Genomic DNA, 16,254 nt, shown 5'->3' with positions numbered 1-16,254 from the left:
GCTGACGCAATGGTCCCCCTCCCCAAGCCCAGCTTGGGGAGGAATAGGGCGGCAGGCATCACTTCTTCAGCCACTCCGGCACGCGCTCGGCGGCGATGATCGTCTCGGCGGCGATGCGGTCGGCGACGACGGCGAAGCGGTCGCCCTCGACCATGACTTCGGGCACCAGCGGGCGGCTGTTATAGGTCGACGCCATGGTCGCGCCATATGCACCCGCCGTGCGGAACACGGCGAGGTCGCCCGACTTCACCGCGTCGATCTCGCGGTTCATGCCGAAGGTATCGCCCGTCTCGCACACCGGGCCTGCGATATTCGCCATCATCGTCTCGCCGGTCGGCTTAACCGCGACGAAGTCGTGATGCGCGTCGTAGAGCGCAGGGCGCATCAGGTCGTTCATCGCCGCATCGACGATGACGTAAGGATTGGCGACGCCGGGCTTCACCCAGACGACTTCGGTCGCCAGCACCCCGGCATTGCCCGCGATCACCCGGCCCGGCTCGAACATCAGCTCGACATCCCAGTCCTTCGTCACGCGCGCGACCATCTCGCCATAAGCGGCAGGCGCGGGCATGACGTCGCCCGGCTTGTACGGCACGCCCAGGCCACCGCCCAGGTCGACGCGGCTGATCCGGTGCCCCGCCCCGCGCAGCTCGGCGACTAGCTCGCCGACGCGCTTATAGGCGGCCTCCAGCGGCGCGAGATCGCCCAGCTGGCTGCCAATGTGGCAGGCGACACCCTTCAGGTCGATGCCGGGCAGCCCCGCCAGACGGTCGAACATGCCCAGCGCCTGGTCGATCGGCACGCCGAACTTGTTCTCCTTCCGGCCGGTCGAAATCTTGGCATGGGTGCCCGCATCCACGTCCGGGTTCACGCGCAACGTAGCAGGCGCGACGAGGCCGCGTGCGTGGGCCAGCTCGGCGAGGACCGCGCCCTCTTCTTCCAGCTCCAGGTTGAACTGGCCGATCCCGGCCTCCAGTGCCGCGACCAGCTCTCGCTTCGTCTTGCCGACGCCGGAGAAGACGATGTCCTCGGCCTTCATCCCCGCCGCCAGCGCGCGGCGCATCTCGCCGACCGAGACGACGTCCGCGCCGTATCCCTCATCGGCCAGCACGCGGAGCACGGCGATGTTCGGGTTCGCCTTGATCGCATAGGCCAGATGCACGCGCGGCAGGGCGCTCAGCCCCTCGCGGAACACCTGCGCATGACGGCGGAAGGTCGAGGCGGAGTAGATATAGACCGGCGTGCCGACTTCGGCGGCGATCCGGGATACGGGCACGTCCTCCACATGGAGTTCGCCGTTCGAAAAGTGAAAATGGTCCATCAGCGGGGGGGCAAATCAAATTCGTCCGAACGCCGATCCTGCGACTGGGTCATCAGTTCGTCGGAGCGTTGCGGGCGTTGTTGGGGGGTGACCGTCAGCAATTGCTGCGGCGTCGGGGTCGCGGTGGCGCCGCGCGGCGCGACCGGCAGGCTCTCGCCCTTGGCCGGTTGCAGCCGGTTGGCCGCGCCACAGCCGGTCAGCGCCAGCGCGACCAGCAGGGCGATGGCGGGCTTCATGCCCGCAATCCCCGCGCAGTCGCGATCGCGGCGCGGACATTGGCGGGCGCGGTGCCGCCGAAGCTGACCCGGCTGGCGACCGAGGCATCGACCGACAGCACGTCATAGATGCTGTCATTGATTCGCGCGTCGATGCCGGTCAGGTCGTCGATCGACAGCTGGTGCAGCATCACGCCCTTCTCCTCGGCGAGCTTCACCGCGCGGCCGGTGATGTGATGCGCCTCGCGGAAGGGGATGCCGCCGACACGGACGAGCCAGTCGGCCAGGTCGGTCGCGGTCGAGAAGCCCGCCTCCGCCACGGCGCGCATCCGCTCCGTCCGGAACGTCGCGCTCTGGACCATGCCGGTCATCGCCGCGATCGACAGCGCCAGCAGGTCGTGCGCCTCGAACACCGGCGGCTTGTCGTCCTGCATATCCTTGGAATAGGCGAGCGGCAGGCCCTTCATCGTGACCATCAGGCTGGTCATGCAGCCCATGATCCGCCCGGCATGGCCGCGCACCAGCTCGGCCGCGTCGGGGTTGCGCTTCTGCGGCATGATCGAGCTGCCGGTCGACCATTGGTCGGACAGCGCGACGAAGCCGAAGGGCTGCGACGCCCAGAGCACGAACTCCTCGGCCAAGCGCGACAGATGCAGGGAGCAGTTGGTCGCCGCCTGGAGATAGTCGATCGCGAAGTCCCGGTCGCTGACCGCATCGAGCGAGTTGCGCGTCGGCTCGTCGAAGCCCAGCGCCTCGGCGGTCATGTGGCGGTCGACCGGAAAGCCGGTCCCCGCCAGCGCCGCCGAGCCCAGCGGGCACTGGTTCATCCGCGCTCGCGCCGCGACGAAGCGGCTGGCGTCGCGCACGATCATCTCGTGATAGGCCATCAGGTGATGGCCCAACGTCACCGGCTGCGCCGACTGGAGGTGCGTGAAGCCCGGCATCACGCTGTCGGCATGGTCCTCGGCCCGCGTCAGCAACGCGTTCCGCAACGCGCCGAGCGCCGCCAGCGTCTCGTCGATCGCATCGCGCACCCACAGGCGGAAGTCCGTCGCCACCTGGTCGTTGCGCGACCGCGCGGTGTGCAGACGCCCCGCGACCGGGCCGATCAGCTGGGCCAGCTTCGCCTCGGTCTGCATATGGATGTCTTCGAGGGTCAGGTCCTCCGACACGCCGTTGGCGGCATAATCCTCGGCCACCTGGTCCAGCCCGGCGGAAATCGTCGCGGCGTCCTCGGCCGAGACGATGCCCTGTTTGCCCAGCATCGCGACATGCGCTTTCGACCCGGCGATGTCCTGTTTCCACAATCGCTTGTCGAAGGGGATGGACGCGTTTATCTCGCGCATCACCGCGGCGGGACCTTCTGCGAAGCGCCCGCCCCACATTGCGTTGGAGCCGCCCATGTCGTCGCGTACCGTGATCGCCTGTCTCCTGGGGCTGATGGTCGCCGGGTGCGATAAGCAAAGCCCCGCCCCGGAGCAAGCCGCCAACACCTCCAGCGGCGAAGTTTCGAGCGGCGAAGTCACCAGCGGCGAGGCGTCCGGCGCATCGGCCATAGAGGCGCCCAAGCCCACGGGCGCGGTCGACCGCAGCCACAAGGGCGAGGCCGCGCCGCTGCTGCCCTTCACCGCCATGGGCGGCAAATCGACCAGCCTCGCCGATTTCCGGGGGCGGCCGGTGCTGGTCAACCTCTGGGCAACCTGGTGCGGGCCGTGCGTCGCGGAAATGCCGACCCTCGCCGCCACCGCCCAGCGGCTGAAGGGCAAGGTCGCGGTAATCGCGGTCGCCCAGGACGACATGGCCAAGGTCAAGCCGTTCCTGGCGGGCAGGAAGCTGGACGCGCTGCCCATCTATCTCGACCCGAAGCTGACCCTGAGCGTCCATTACAAGGCCAATCTGCCGACCACGATCCTCTATGGCGCGGACGGCAAGGAGATCTGGCGCGTGACCGGCGGCTTCGACTGGGCCGGGGCGGAAGCAACCAAGCTGCTCGCCGAAGCGAAGTAAGCCGGACGCCCCCATGAAAAAGTCCCGCCCGGGGTGAACCGGACGGGACAGGCTGGGGTAAAATGGTTTGAACCGGGGGCGGCGCTCGACCGCCCCCTTTTCGCATCAGAACTCCGCCGTCAGGCCGATGAACACGGTGCGCCCCACCGCGTCGTACATGCCAGGATAGGTGTTGCCGTTGCCGAACGCGGCCAGCAGGCCCTGCGCGATGATCGGCGGATCCCGGTCGAACAGGTTGTTCACGCCGGCGCGGAAGACGATGCCGTCCTGCACCTTGGCCGTGCCCGCCAGATCGAAGTAATTGTACGTCTTGATCCGGCTGTTGAAGATCGACGGCGTGTTCGCGAAGTTCGGGTCGGTCGAATTGTTGGTCAGCTTGGTCGGGCCGATATAGCGCCAGTTGAGCGAGATCGATCCGACCTTCGCCGCATCGGTCCAGGTGAAGCGCGACTGGTGCCGCCATTCCGGCATGGGCTGGCCGCAGGTCGGGCCGAAATAGCCGACGCAATCGAAGGAGCCGAGGCCCTTCACCGGCTCGTTCACCAGCTTGCGGTTCCAGGTGCCCTGGAAATCGACGGCGAGCGAACCCGCGCCGCCCAGCGGCTGGGAATAGCTGAGGCCGAAATCGACGCCCGAAGTGCGCAGCGAACCGGTATTCTGCGTCGTCGAGACGATATAGCCCTGATCGCCGAAGATGATGCCGCCGCGCGGATCACGCTTGAACAGGTTGCAGAAGAACGGATTGCCGGTCGCGATGCACTGGCTGATCGTCTGCGGCACCGAAATCGAGCTGATATAGTCCCGCACCCGGATGTCGAAATAATCGACCGTCAGCGACAGGCGGCGCAGGAAGGTCGGGGTGAAGACGATGCCCGCCGTATAGGTATCAGCGGTTTCGGGGCGAAGCGCGGGATTGCCGCCGAACTGCGCGGTGCAGGTTTCCGCCGGACAGTCGGTGATGCGGCCATATTGCGCCTGGGTCACGCCGGTGCGGGCGCACTGGGCGAAGGTCGCGGTCGGCGTCGCGGTGGCGCAGGGGTCCTGTGCGCTGACATTGCCGTTGAACTGCGGCCCGAACAGCTCGGACACATTGGCGGCGCGGATCGCGCGGTTATAGCTGCCGCGCAGGCGGATATCGCTGCTCGGCGCCCAGGACAGCTCGGCCTTGTAGGTCGAGACGATCTTGGACAGGTTGGAATAGTCCGATCCGCGATAGCCCGCGTTCAGCGCCAGTTCCTTGACGAAGGGCTTGTTCTGGATCAGCGGCACTTCGATTTCCGCGAACACCTCGTTCACGTCGAAACGGCCCTGGGTTTCCTTGGTCCCCTTTTGCAGCGCCAGCGCGTCGGCCTTGAACTCCAGGCTCTCGTACCGGTGCTCGACGCCGAGCACGACGCCGATGCCGTCGTCCGACCAAGGCGACTTGACGCCGTACGTGCCCAGGTCCGCGCTGATGTTGCCGCTGAGCACCGTTTCGCGGTCGACGCCGCGGGTCGAGGTCGGCGCATAGATATAGCCGAACGCCGCGTCCGAAATGCCGTTATAGCGGAAGATGTCGAGCGGCACGCACTGCGGGTCGCTGCCGTCGATCACCGACTTGCACGTCGGGGTACCGTTGACGTTGACGACCTGGATGCCACGATTGGCACGCGACGGGTCGATGTCGTTCTCATAGGTCTCGTTGTAGAGAACCGTCGAGAACAGCGCGTTGGCGTCATAGCGGATGCCCGGCGCGATCTCACCGCGCACGCCGCCGGTGACGCGGAAATCGGTGTGGCGCAGGTCGTCGCGACGCGGACGGGCGTTCCCGGCCACCGGACGATAGCCGATATAGGCCTGTTGCGTCGCATTGGTGCCATAGGCATTGCCGCACAGGATCTGGCCCTGCTGCGCGCTCAGGAACGGATTGTCGCAGTTGATCGAGTAGGTATAGCCCTGGAACAGCGCGGACGGGGCGACCTGTGAATTGGTATGGTCGTCCATGAACATGAAGCTGCCATAGGCTTCGATGGCAGGCGAAATTTCATATTTGGCAAAGGCGCCCGCCGTGTAGCGTGTGTCGTTGCGCTGGAAATAGTTCAGCGGCGCATAATTGTAGCGGAAGCTGGAGTCATAGGGCACCCAGGTCCGGTTGCCGTCGCGGGTGTTGTTGAACCGGCCCGCATCGGCGTTCGGCCCGGTGATCGGGTCGAACAGGCCGTACTGGTTGTTGCTGGATCCGCCGCAGGTCAGCGTCGAATTGCCCGTCCCCGCCGGATCGAAGGCGCAGGACGACACGTCGCGGTCGCCCTGCAGCACCGGCTTGGTGTCGCGATAGCCGAAATAGGCAGTGACGTTACCGCGACCGTCGGGGAAGTTGGTGCCGAAGGCGACGTTCACGTCCAGCTTCTGTCCGTCCAGGATCATCGGCTGGGCCAGGCGATAATTGGCCTGGCTCTGCACGCCGCGCGCGAACGCGTTGTCATTCTGGTGCTGGGCAAAACCGTACTGGATATCCGTGCGCACGCCGTCCAGGTCGTCGCGCAGGATGAAGTTGACGACACCTGAAATCGCGTCCGAGCCATAGACCGCCGACGCGCCGCCGGTGACGACGTCGACCCGCTTGATGAGCGCGGCGGGGATGAAGTTCAGGTCGTTGGCCTGCACCGGCAGCATGCGCTGGCCGTTGACGAGCACGAGGTTCCGGTTGCTGCCCAGGTTGCGCAGGTTGACGCGCGCGGTGCCGTCCGACCCGTTGGAGCCATTCTCGTTCGCGTCCGGCGTCACCTGCGGCAGGCGGTTCAGCACGTTTTCGACCTGGATCGCGCCCTGAAGGCGGATTTCGGTCGCATCGACGACCGTCAGCGGGCTGTTGCTGGTGAAATTGGGACGCTGGAGGCGAGTGCCGGTGACGACGATACCCTCGCCCTCAACGGCAGGATTGCCATCCGAAACCTGTGCCGCATCGGGCGGGCAGGGCTGGTCCGGCAGGCAGCGTGTGTCCTCGCTTTGGCCAGCAGCCTTCTTCACCTGCGCCTGAACCGGCGAAACCGAAAGCAACGCGATCGCAATCGCGCCAGCCGAACAGGCCAGCCGCGTGTAATTTCCATTCATCGATGGACCCCTCTTGATCTTATTCTTGCTATATGACCAAAAAACTACCTTTCGTCAAATATAATATACTTTCTTCAAATTAGCGGCAGAGGCGCTTGTGATCGTGCCCCGGCAACCGATCGCCGCATGCTGCGTTGCACAATCAGCCGAATTTCGCGCAGCCGTTATGCGCGCTCCGCTCCGAGCGTTACGGGAGATGCTGAAGCCGATGATGCAGGCCAACCGTCGAGAACTAGTCGCGGCGCTTGCCGTTCTGGGTCTGACCCCGACCGCCGCCGCCCGTGTCGCCGCGCAAGGGAGCGGCGGAGGCACGTCGCTGGGTGCCCCCAAGCCCTTTTCCTGGGCCGCATTGCAAGCCCAGGCCGAGGCGCTGGCGCGGCAGCCTTACCGGGCCCCAGCCAAGGTCGCGGCGGCCGAAGCCATCGGCTATGACGCGGTCGGCACCATCCGCTACCGCGACGACCGGACACTGGCCGGGGGCATTCGGCTGTTCCCGCTGGGGCGTTATGCGCCCATCCCGGTCGGCATCCACATCGTCGAGAATGGCCAGGCCCGCGCCGTGCCCTTCTCCCCCTCGTTGTTCAGCGCAGAGGCGGGCCACGCGCCGCCGCTGGGCATTGCCGGATTCCGCGCGATGACGGCGGACGGGAAGAGCGACTGGCTGGCCTTTCAGGGTGCCTCCTATTTCCGCACGGCGGGTGCGCAGGACCAATATGGCCTGTCGGCGCGGGGCATCGCGATCGACACCGGCATCGACGGGCGCGAGGAATTCCCCGCCTTCACCGATTTCTGGATCAAGCGGACGGGGGCGCAGGGCTATACCGTTTATGCGCTGCTCGACGGACCGAGCGTCAGCGGCGCGTACCGGATCGATTCGACCAAGAGCACAAACGGCGTCGAGCAGCGCGTGTCCGCCGTCCTGTTCTTCCGCCGAGACGTGGAACGGCTTGGCATCGCGCCCGCGACCAGCATGTTCTGGTATGGCGAGGGCAATCGCACCGCCGCGCGCGACTGGCGGCCCGAGATCCATGATTCGGACGGGCTGGCGCTGCTGACCGGCGCAGGCGAGCGGCTGTGGCGACCTTTGGTCAATCCACCGCGCCCTACCCTCGACAGCTTCGCCGACACCAATCCGCGCGGTTTCGGCCTGCTCCAGCGCGACCGGAACTTCGACCATTATCAGGATGACGGGGCCTTTTACGACCGTCGCGCGAACCTGTGGGTGCAACCGCAAGGGGATTGGGGGCGTGGGCAGGTGATGCTCTATGCCTTTCCCACCGCGAGCGAGACGGTCGACAATATCGTCGCCTTCTGGAACCCCGCCGAGGCACCCAGGGCGGGGCAGAAGCGGCAGTTCGACTATCGCCTGAGCTGGGGCTCCACCGACCCGACGATCGTGCCCGGCATCGCCCATGCGGTCGACAGCTGGACGGGCGATGCCGGTCGGCCGGGTGCCGAGCCGACACCGGGCGCGCGCAAGCTGGTCGTCGATTTCACCGGCGCCGCCCTGGCCGGGCTCGACCGGCAGAGCGGCGTCACCGCCGACATCTCCGTGGCGCGCGGAAGGTTGCTGGCCCAGGCCGCCTATCCGGTCGTCGGTCAGTCGAACCGCTGGCGCGTGACCGCCGATATCGCGCCCGAAGGACAGTCCAATGGAGGGGGCCCCGCCGATGTCCGCCTCTATCTGAAGCAGCAGGCCAGGGCGCTGAGCGAGACGGTGTTGATGCCCGTCTTCCTGCCATGACCGACAGCCCCGCGATGATGCCGCCGCCCGCCCCGCTGACCATGGCGGTGCAGCGGTTCGACGGCCTGCCGCCGCCGCACACGGCACCCGAGCCGCGCGAGGGCGTCAACCTGTCGCCCGACGATATCCTGACGCGCCGCCTGCTCTTGGTACTCCTCACCGGCTTGCTGGCGACGGCCGCCTCCGCCTCGGTCAAGGAGGCGTTGCTCAGCGACGGGTTCGAACTGCTCGACGGGCTGTTGCTGCTGCTGTTCTTTCCCCTGTTCGCCTGGATCTCGTTCGGGTTCGTGACGGCGGCGATCGGCTTCGTGCTGCTGATCTCGCGCGCGCATCCCGGCATCACGCCTGCGCCCAAGGGGGCCGCGCCACCGACCGCGCGGACGGCGGTGCTGGTGCCGGTGCATAACGAGGATGTCGACGCGGTGTTCGACCGGATCGCCCGCATGGCCGTGATGATCGACCGCGCAGGCGCCGCCGACCGCTTTGCCTTTTTCGTGCTGTCCGATTCGGGCGAGGCCGCCGAAGCAGAGGAACGCGCCGCCTGGGAACGCCTGGCTCCCCGGCTGCGCGTGCCGCTCCATTATCGCCGCCGGACCGAGAATAAGGGCCGCAAGCCGGGCAATGTCGCCGAGTGGATCCGCAATTACGGTGGCGGATACGACTTCATGCTGATGCTCGACGCCGACAGCCTGATGGGCGGCGACACGATCGTCGGCATGGCGCAGATCATGGAGCAGCGCCCCTCGATCGCGCTGTTGCAGACGGTGCCGATGATCATCGGCGCGACGACCTTCTTCCAGCGCTGGATGCAGTTCGCCAGCCGCTTCTACGGGCCGATCTCGACCGCCGGGCTGGTCTGGTGGTCGGGGTCGGAGTCGACCTTCTGGGGGCATAACGCGCTGATTCGCATTCGGGCCTTTGCCGAGAGTTGCGGCCTGCCCGACCTGCCCGGACGCCCGCCTTTCGGCGGTACGATCATGAGCCACGACATGGTCGAGGCGGCGCTGCTCCGGCGGCGCGGCTGGCGGCTGCACATGCTGATGGTCGAGGACAGTTTCGAGGAGTTTCCGCCGACCCTGATCGACCAGGCGGTGCGCGACCGGCGCTGGGCGCAGGGCAATATCCAGCATCTGAAACTGCTGGGCGCGAGCGGTTTCCACTGGATCAGCCGGCTGCAACTGCTGATCGGCGCCACCGCCTATCTGATGTCGCCCGCCTGGCTGATCCTGATCGCCACCTCGATCGCGCAGAGCCTGTCCGACGATGCCGCGACGGTCCATGCCGTCACCTCGGCGCGGGTGCTGGCGGTGACGCTGGTGCTGCTGTTCGGGCCCAAGATCCTCAGCATGATCTGGGCGCTGGCGGACCGCGACCGCCGGGCAAGCTATGGCGGGGTGCGCGGCATCCTGTCTTCGGTCGCGCTCGACGTGCCGCTCTCGATCCTGACAGCGCCGGTGATCGCGCTGACCCAGACGATCGACCTGATCAACATCGTGCGCGGCAAGCCTTCGGGCTGGAACCCACAAAGCCGGGTGCGTGACGGGCTGGCGGCGGCGGACGCAATGCCGCGCTATCGCTGGCATCTGGGGGTCGGCGCGGTGTTGGTGGTCGTGTCGTTCCTGAACCCGATGCTGGGGGCATGGCTGTCACCGGTGACCCTGGGGCTGTTGCTGTCGCCCTGGCTGGCGATGGAGACGGCGAAAGTCCGGCCGGGCGAGCGACTGGCGAAAAAGGGCGTGTTCGCAGTGCCGGGGTCGGAGGTGGCGGAGCCGGTTCGGCCTTTGGCCTTGGCATGAAGCCCTTGGGCTTCGACTTCGCTCAGTCTGAACGGGGTTTTGGGAAGATATCTATTTACAACAACCGTTCAGCCTGAGCGAAGTCGAAGGCCACGCCCCACCCTATCAATCATCCTCATCCTCGAACCCCACCAGCGCCAAGGCCCGCGCCTTCATCTGCCGCGTCTCGCACCAATGGACCAACGCCTCTTCCCGGCCATGCGTCACCCATACCTCGCGCGGGGCGATCTCGGTCAGCGTCTGGGTCAGTTCGTCCCAATCGGCATGGTCGGACAGGATCAGCGGCAGCTCGACATTCTTCTGCCGCGCGCGCTGACGCACCCGCATCCAGCCGCTGGCCATCGCCGTGATCGGATCGGGCAGCCGCCGCGACCAGCGATCGTTGAGCGCCCCCGGCGGGCACATGACGACATGCCCGGCCATCTCGGCCTTGGGCGTGTCCGCGACCATCCGCAGCTCGCCCAGATCGACGCCCAGTTCCTGATAGAGCGCACATAGCCGTGCCAAAGCGCCGTGCAGATAGATGGGCGCGTCATGCCCGCGCACGCGAAGTTCGGCGATCACCCGCTGCGCCTTGCCCAGCGCATAGGCGCCGACCAGTACGCAGCGCGTCGGATTGGCGTGGAGGCGCGCGATCAGCTTGTCGATCTCGTCACCGGTCTCGGGATGACGGAACACAGGCAGTGCGAAAGTCGCTTCGGTGACGAAGACGTCACACTTTACCGGCTCGAAGGGCGTGCAGGTCGGGTCGGCGCGGCGCTTATAGTCGCCCGACACCACCACCCGCTCGCCGCGATAGTCGAGCACGATCTGCGCCGATCCCAGCACATGGCCGGCGGGCACGAAGCTGACGTCCACCCCGCCCAGCCGGATCGTCTCGCCATAGCCGACGCCGATGCCGTTCTGCGGGCCGTAGCGCGCCGCCATGATCGCCAGCGTATCGGGCGTCGCCCAGACGGTGCCATGGCCACCGCGCGCATGGTCGGCATGGCCATGGGTCACCAGCGCCTTGCCCTCGGGTTCGGACGGATCGACCCACACATCGGCGGGGGCCACGTAAATCCCATGTTTATGGGGCTGTATCCAGTCGCCGAGCTTGACCATGATACCTATATCCTTCGGGATGCCCCCCGGTTCCCTCCCCTCCGCCCTGACCGACTGGTTCGCCGCCAAGGGCTGGTCGCCACGCACCCATCAGCTGGCGATGCTGGAAGAAGCCCGCGCAGGCCGCCACGCGCTGCTGGTCGCGACGACGGGCGCGGGCAAGACGCTGGCGGGGTTCCTGCCGACGCTGACCGAGCTGATCGAAGCCCCGAGCGAGGGGCTGCACACCCTCTACGTCTCGCCGCTCAAGGCGCTGGCGGTCGACATCCGCCGCAACCTCGTCACGCCGATCGAGGAGATGGGCCTCGACATCCGGGTCGAGACGCGCACCGGCGACACCTCGTCGGACAAGAAGGCCCGTCAGCGGGTGAAGCCGCCGCAGATACTCCTCACCACACCCGAATCGCTGTCGCTGCTGCTCAGCTACCCGGATGCCACAACGATGTTCGGCGGGTTGAAGACCATCGTGGTCGACGAGGTCCACGCCTTCGCCACCGGCAAGCGCGGCGACCTGCTGTCCCTTTGCATGGCGCGGTTGCAGCGGCTTTCCCCCGATCTGCGCCGCGTCGCGCTGTCGGCGACGGTGGCGGACCCGGACGGCTATCGTGCCTGGCTGGCGCCCGATGGCGATATCGATGCGGTCGGCCTCGTCACCGGCGAGCCGGGCGCGCCGCCGGATATCTCGATCCTGCTGCCCGAGGACCGCGTCCCCTGGGCGGGCCATTCGGGCCGCTATGCCGCAGCCCAGGTCATGCGGGTGATCGAGGCGAACCGGACCACCATACTCTTCTGCAACACGCGCAGTCTGGCCGAACTGATCTTCCAGGATCTGTGGAAGGCCAATGACAAGAGCCTGCCGATCGGCGTCCATCACGGCTCGCTCTCGCTGGAAGCCCGCCAGAAGGTGGAAGCCGCGATGGCGGACGGCAAACTCCGCGCGCTGGTCGCGACCGCCAGCCTCGACCTGGGCGTCGACTGGGGCGATGTCGATTGCGTGATCCAGATGGGCGCCCCCAAGGGCTCGTCGCGGCTGCTCCAGCGGATCGGCCGCGCCAATCACCGGCTGGACGAATCGAGCCGCGCGATCCTGGTCCCCGGCAACCGCTTCGAATATCTGGAAGCGCGCGCCGCGCTTGATGCGGTGGAGGCGGGCGAGCTGGACCCCGACATCTTCCGCCCCGGCGCGCTCGACGTGCTGGCGCAGCATGTCATGGCCTGCGCCTGTGCCGCGCCGTTCGAGCAGGGCGCGCTGCTGGACGAAATCCGCTCGGCCATGCCCTATTCGGCGCTGGACGACGAGACGTTCGACCGCGTGCTGCGCTTCATCGCGGACGGCGGCTATGCCTTGCGCGCCTATGACAAGTTCAAGCGGCTGGTCCAGCAATCGGACGGGACATGGCGCGTCACCCATCCGCAATTCGTCGCGCAGCATCGCCTGAACGCCGGGATCATCGTCGAGGCGACGATGCTGAAGGTGCGCTTCCGTAACGGCCGCCAATTGGGCCGGGTGGAAGAGGGTTTCGCCGCGACGCTGGCGCCGGGCGACACCTTCTTCTTCGCCGGTTTGAGCCTGGAAGTGGAATCGATCGACGGCGAGGACCTGATCGTCCGCGCCACTTCGCGCCCCGCCCGCATCCCGACCTATGGCGGCAGCCGGATGCCGCTGTCGACCAGCCTCGCCGACCGGGTGCGGGAGTTCCTGGCCGACCGGCGCGCATGGGATCGTTTTCCCCCGGACGTGCATGACTGGCTGGAGATGCAGGACCGTCGCTCGGTCCTGCCCCGCCCCGGCCAGTTGCTGGTCGAGACCTTCCCGCGCGAGGGGCGGCATTATATGGTCGCCTATAGCTTCGAGGGGTGGAATGCGCACCAGTCGCTGGGGATGCTCATCACCCGGCGGATGGAGGCACAGGGGTTGAAGCCGCTCGGCTTCGTCGCCAGCGACTATGCGCTGGCCTGTTACGGGCTGGAGAAGGTGACCGATCCCGCGAGCCTGTTCTCGCCCGACATCCTGGAGAACGAGTTCGTCGACTGGGTGCAGCAATCGCATCTGCTCAAGCGCGCCTTTCGCGAGGTCGCGGTGATCGGCGGGCTGGTCGACCGCCAGCATCCCGGCAAGCGCAAGACCGGGCGTCAGGTGACCTTTTCGACCGACCTGATCTACGACGTGCTGCGCAAATACGAACCCGGCCATCTGCTGCTCCAGGCGGCGTGGGACGATGCGCGGGCGCGGATGACCGATGTCGGGCGGCTGGCGAACCTGCTCGACCGGGCGGGGGGCACGATGCTGCATGTCGATCTGGAGCGGGTCAGCCCGCTGGCGGTGCCGGTGCTGGTGCTGATCGGCCGCGAGAAGGTGTCGACGGGGAGCGCGGACGACGATCTGTTGATCGAGGCGGAGGCGCTGGCGGCGGAGGCGATGGGGGAGTGAGGCTTGTGGCCTTCGACTTCGGCGCTTTGCGCCGAAGTTTATCCTGAGCGGCTGGCTCGCCAGCCAGCCGAAGGGCTCAGGCTGAACGGGGGTCGGGAATTGAGGTTTTCTACGACCCCCGTTCAGCCTGAGCGAAGCCGAAGGCCACGCCCCACCCTCGCCTCTGGCCGCTCCCCTCCCGCTGGCGGGAGGGGATGGGGGAGGGCACGGGGTCTCATAGAGACCAGCCCCCGTGGCTCTTGCCCCTCCCCACCCCCTCCCCCTGCCGGGAGAGGGGCTTAAGAAAGAAGGGCCGCAATTCGATCACCCTGATCGCATCAAAAATGTTGCATTGCCCATCCCTACCACGCAAATCTGATATCGTGCTCCGCCAGTATGAACTCGTCGACCGCGTGCTCGACTACGACCCCCAGGCCGATGAGGCGCTGCTCAATCGCGCCTATGTCTTCTCGATGAAGGCGCATGGCAGCCAGAAGCGTGCCTCGGGCGATCCCTATTTCAGCCATCCGATCGAGGTGGCCGGCATCCTGACCGACCTGCATCTGGATGACGAGACGATCGCCACCGCCATCCTGCACGACACGATCGAGGATACCGTCGCCACCTATGACGAGATCGAGCGGCTGTTCGGTCCCAATGTCGCGCGGCTGGTCGACGGCGTCACCAAGCTGTCCAAGATCGAGGCGCAGACCGAGAGCGAACGCGCGGCCGAGAACTTGCGCAAATTTCTGCTCGCCATGTCGGACGATATCCGCGTCCTGCTGGTGAAGCTGGCCGACCGGCTGCACAATATGCGCACGCTCCATCACATCGCGAAGCCGGAAAAGCGCCGCCGCATCGCGAAGGAGACGATGGACATCTATGCCCCGCTCGCCGAGCGGATCGGCATGTATGAGTTCATGAAGGAGATGCAGATGCTCTCCTTCCAGCAGCTCGAACCCGAAGCCTATGAGTCGATCACGCTGCGTCTCGCGCAGATGAAGGAAGGCGGCGGCGACCGGATTTCCAAGATCGCCTCGGGCCTGAAGCTGCTGATGTCGCGCGGCGGCGTGGATGCCGACGTGACGGGGCGCGAAAAGTCCGCCTTCTCAATCTTCCGCAAGATGAACGAGCGGCATATCAGCTTTGAGCAGCTGTCCGACGTCATGGCGTTCCGCGCGATCGTGCCGACCGAGGAGGATTGCTACCGCGCGCTGGGGCTGATCCATCGCCGCTGGCCGATGGTGCCGGGGCGGTTCAAGGACTATATCTCGACGCCCAAGCGCAACGGCTATCGCTCGCTCCACACCAGCGTCATCCATGCCGACAATGCCCGCATCGAGATTCAGATTCGCACCCCCGAAATGCATGCCGAGGCCGATTTCGGCCTGGCCGCGCACTGGACCTACAAGCAGGCGACGCGCCACGACGCGCAGGTCAGCTGGATTCGCGACCTGGTCGAAATCCTCGATACCTCGGACAGCCCCGAAGAGCTGATCGAGCATACGAAGATGGCGATGTATCAGGATCGCATCTTCGCCTTTACCCCCAAGGGCGAACTGATCCAGCTGCCGAAGGGCGCGACGCCGATCGACTTTGCCTATGCCGTGCACACCGATCTGGGCGACCAGGCGGTGGGCGCCAAGCTGAACGGGCGGGTCGTGCCGCTGTCGACCGTCATCTCGAACGGCGACCAGGTGCAGATATTGCGCTCGGCCGGACAGACGCCGCAGGCCAACTGGCTGAACCTGGCGATCACCGGCAAGGCGCTGGCCGCGATCCGCCGCCACCTGCGTCATGCCGAGCGTACCGAACAGGTCAGCCTGGGCAGCAAGCTGTACGAGGACATCGTCCGCCGCCTGCCCGCCCAGATCGGGCCGGACGCACTGACCCATGCGCTGCAACGGTTGAAGATGCCCGACGAGGCGCATCTGATGATCGCGATCGCGCGCCGTACGGTGTCGGATGCGGCGGTCATGGAGGCGCTGATGCCGGGCTCGGCCGGGGCGGACGTCGCCGCCCTCCCGCCTCAGTCGAGCGCCATCTCGATCAAGGGGCTGACGCCGGGCGTCGCCTATGACTTGGCGCAATGCTGTCACCCGGTGCCGGGCGACCGCATCGTCGGCCTGCGCCGCCCGGATGCGGGGATCGAGGTCCATGCGATCCAATGCCTGGTGCTGGCCGAACTGGCCGACCGCACCGATGAGGAAACCGACTGGGTCGACGTCTCCTGGGGCGACGAGAGCGAGGGCGCGACGGCGCGTATCTCGGTCATGGTCAAGAACGAACCCGGTGCGCTGGGCATCCTGGCGACGATCATCGGCCAGCATAAGGCCAACATCATCAACGTCCGTCTGGATACGCGCGACACGCGGTTCCACACCAACCTGATCGATGTCGAGGTGCACGACCTGCAACATCTGATGCGCCTGATCGCAGCATTGCGCGCGGCGGATGTGGTGAGTTTGGTGGAGCGGGTTTAGTTCGCGCGGAAACGCGGAGGAATGTAAGCGGCACCAGCTGCGCCTGACTCGCTTACTTTATCCCCCCTTGCAGGGGAGGAA

At 66.6% G+C, this 16,254-nt stretch carries 10 protein-coding genes; 5 read left to right on the top strand and 5 right to left on the bottom strand.

Features of this window, described 5'->3' with window-relative positions; all coding sequences use genetic code 11:
• Nucleotides 1-58 precede the first annotated feature (58 nt).
• From lysA to argH, 3 genes are read right to left on the bottom strand one after another with little or no spacing between them, the layout of a single operon-like run.
• Nucleotides 59-1,321 (bottom strand): diaminopimelate decarboxylase, encoded by a 1,263-nt coding sequence (lysA, locus tag GGQ89_RS00315; protein WP_056432319.1) that lies wholly within the window; start codon nucleotides 1,319-1,321, stop codon nucleotides 59-61.
• On the bottom strand, nucleotides 1,321-1,557 hold the full coding sequence (locus GGQ89_RS00310; protein ID WP_184103198.1) for a hypothetical protein: 237 nt from the start codon (nucleotides 1,555-1,557) through the stop codon (nucleotides 1,321-1,323). Before GGQ89_RS00310 ends, lysA begins: the two co-directional genes overlap by 1 nt.
• A complete protein-coding gene (gene argH, locus GGQ89_RS00305; protein ID WP_184103985.1) occupies nucleotides 1,554-2,921 on the bottom strand; it encodes an argininosuccinate lyase in 1,368 nt (455 codons plus the stop codon). The genes GGQ89_RS00310 and argH overlap by 4 nt, the downstream gene beginning before the upstream one ends.
• Nucleotides 2,922-2,937: 16 nt before the next feature.
• Between argH and GGQ89_RS00300 the strand changes: the two genes are divergently transcribed.
• Nucleotides 2,938-3,543, top strand: a complete 606-nt coding sequence (locus GGQ89_RS00300; protein ID WP_184103196.1) for a TlpA family protein disulfide reductase — start codon at nucleotides 2,938-2,940, stop codon at nucleotides 3,541-3,543.
• Nucleotides 3,544-3,648: 105 nt separating this feature from the next.
• Here GGQ89_RS00300 and GGQ89_RS00295 read toward each other — a convergent pair whose 3' ends face one another.
• Nucleotides 3,649-6,636 (bottom strand): TonB-dependent receptor domain-containing protein, encoded by a 2,988-nt coding sequence (locus tag GGQ89_RS00295; RefSeq protein ID WP_184103194.1) that lies wholly within the window; start codon nucleotides 6,634-6,636, stop codon nucleotides 3,649-3,651.
• A gap of 196 nt (nucleotides 6,637-6,832) precedes the next feature.
• Between GGQ89_RS00295 and GGQ89_RS00290 the strand changes: the two genes are divergently transcribed.
• Both GGQ89_RS00290 and mdoH read left to right on the top strand, forming a co-directional pair.
• Complete coding sequence (locus GGQ89_RS00290; protein WP_240456555.1) at nucleotides 6,833-8,380, top strand: OpgD/OpgG family glucan biosynthesis protein; 1,548 nt, start codon at nucleotides 6,833-6,835, stop codon at nucleotides 8,378-8,380.
• Complete coding sequence (gene mdoH / locus GGQ89_RS00285) at nucleotides 8,377-10,176, top strand: glucans biosynthesis glucosyltransferase MdoH (RefSeq protein WP_184103192.1); 1,800 nt, start codon at nucleotides 8,377-8,379, stop codon at nucleotides 10,174-10,176. The genes GGQ89_RS00290 and mdoH overlap by 4 nt, the downstream gene beginning before the upstream one ends.
• Nucleotides 10,177-10,281: 105 nt before the next feature.
• Here mdoH and GGQ89_RS00280 read toward each other — a convergent pair whose 3' ends face one another.
• Nucleotides 10,282-11,280, bottom strand: a complete 999-nt coding sequence (locus GGQ89_RS00280; protein ID WP_184103190.1) for a ligase-associated DNA damage response exonuclease — start codon at nucleotides 11,278-11,280, stop codon at nucleotides 10,282-10,284.
• Nucleotides 11,281-11,299: 19 nt separating this feature from the next.
• Here GGQ89_RS00280 and GGQ89_RS00275 point away from each other — a divergent pair, with 19 nt between their 5' ends.
• The gene (locus tag GGQ89_RS00275; RefSeq protein ID WP_184103188.1) at nucleotides 11,300-13,711 is read left to right on the top strand and encodes a ligase-associated DNA damage response DEXH box helicase; all 2,412 of its coding nucleotides are present in this window, start codon (nucleotides 11,300-11,302) and stop codon (nucleotides 13,709-13,711) included.
• A gap of 362 nt (nucleotides 13,712-14,073) precedes the next feature.
• A complete protein-coding gene (locus GGQ89_RS00270) occupies nucleotides 14,074-16,173 on the top strand; it encodes a RelA/SpoT family protein (protein WP_184103186.1) in 2,100 nt (699 codons plus the stop codon).
• Nucleotides 16,174-16,254: the final 81 nt, after the last annotated feature.

This window comes from Sphingomonas yabuuchiae (genome assembly GCF_014199595.1).
Lineage (GTDB): Bacteria > Pseudomonadota > Alphaproteobacteria > Sphingomonadales > Sphingomonadaceae > Sphingomonas > Sphingomonas yabuuchiae.
This window is presented reverse-complemented; position numbering and strand designations above follow the sequence as displayed.

What these genes read in the sequence shown, in the direction of transcription:
- lysA (WP_056432319.1), bottom strand. Translation starts at nt 1,321, where the DNA reads ATGGACCATTTTCACTTTTCGAACGGCGAACTCCATGTGGAGGACGTG.
- GGQ89_RS00275 (WP_184103188.1), top strand. Translation starts at nt 11,300, where the DNA reads ATGCCCCCCGGTTCCCTCCCCTCCGCCCTGACCGACTGGTTCGCCGCC.
- GGQ89_RS00300 (WP_184103196.1), top strand. Translation starts at nt 2,938, where the DNA reads ATGTCGTCGCGTACCGTGATCGCCTGTCTCCTGGGGCTGATGGTCGCC.
- mdoH (WP_184103192.1), top strand. Translation starts at nt 8,377, where the DNA reads ATGACCGACAGCCCCGCGATGATGCCGCCGCCCGCCCCGCTGACCATG.
- GGQ89_RS00295 (WP_184103194.1), bottom strand. Translation starts at nt 6,636, where the DNA reads ATGAATGGAAATTACACGCGGCTGGCCTGTTCGGCTGGCGCGATTGCG.
- GGQ89_RS00310 (WP_184103198.1), bottom strand. Translation starts at nt 1,557, where the DNA reads ATGAAGCCCGCCATCGCCCTGCTGGTCGCGCTGGCGCTGACCGGCTGT.
- argH (WP_184103985.1), bottom strand. Translation starts at nt 2,921, where the DNA reads ATGTGGGGCGGGCGCTTCGCAGAAGGTCCCGCCGCGGTGATGCGCGAG.
- GGQ89_RS00280 (WP_184103190.1), bottom strand. Translation starts at nt 11,280, where the DNA reads ATGGTCAAGCTCGGCGACTGGATACAGCCCCATAAACATGGGATTTAC.
- GGQ89_RS00290 (WP_240456555.1), top strand. Translation starts at nt 6,833, where the DNA reads ATGCTGAAGCCGATGATGCAGGCCAACCGTCGAGAACTAGTCGCGGCG.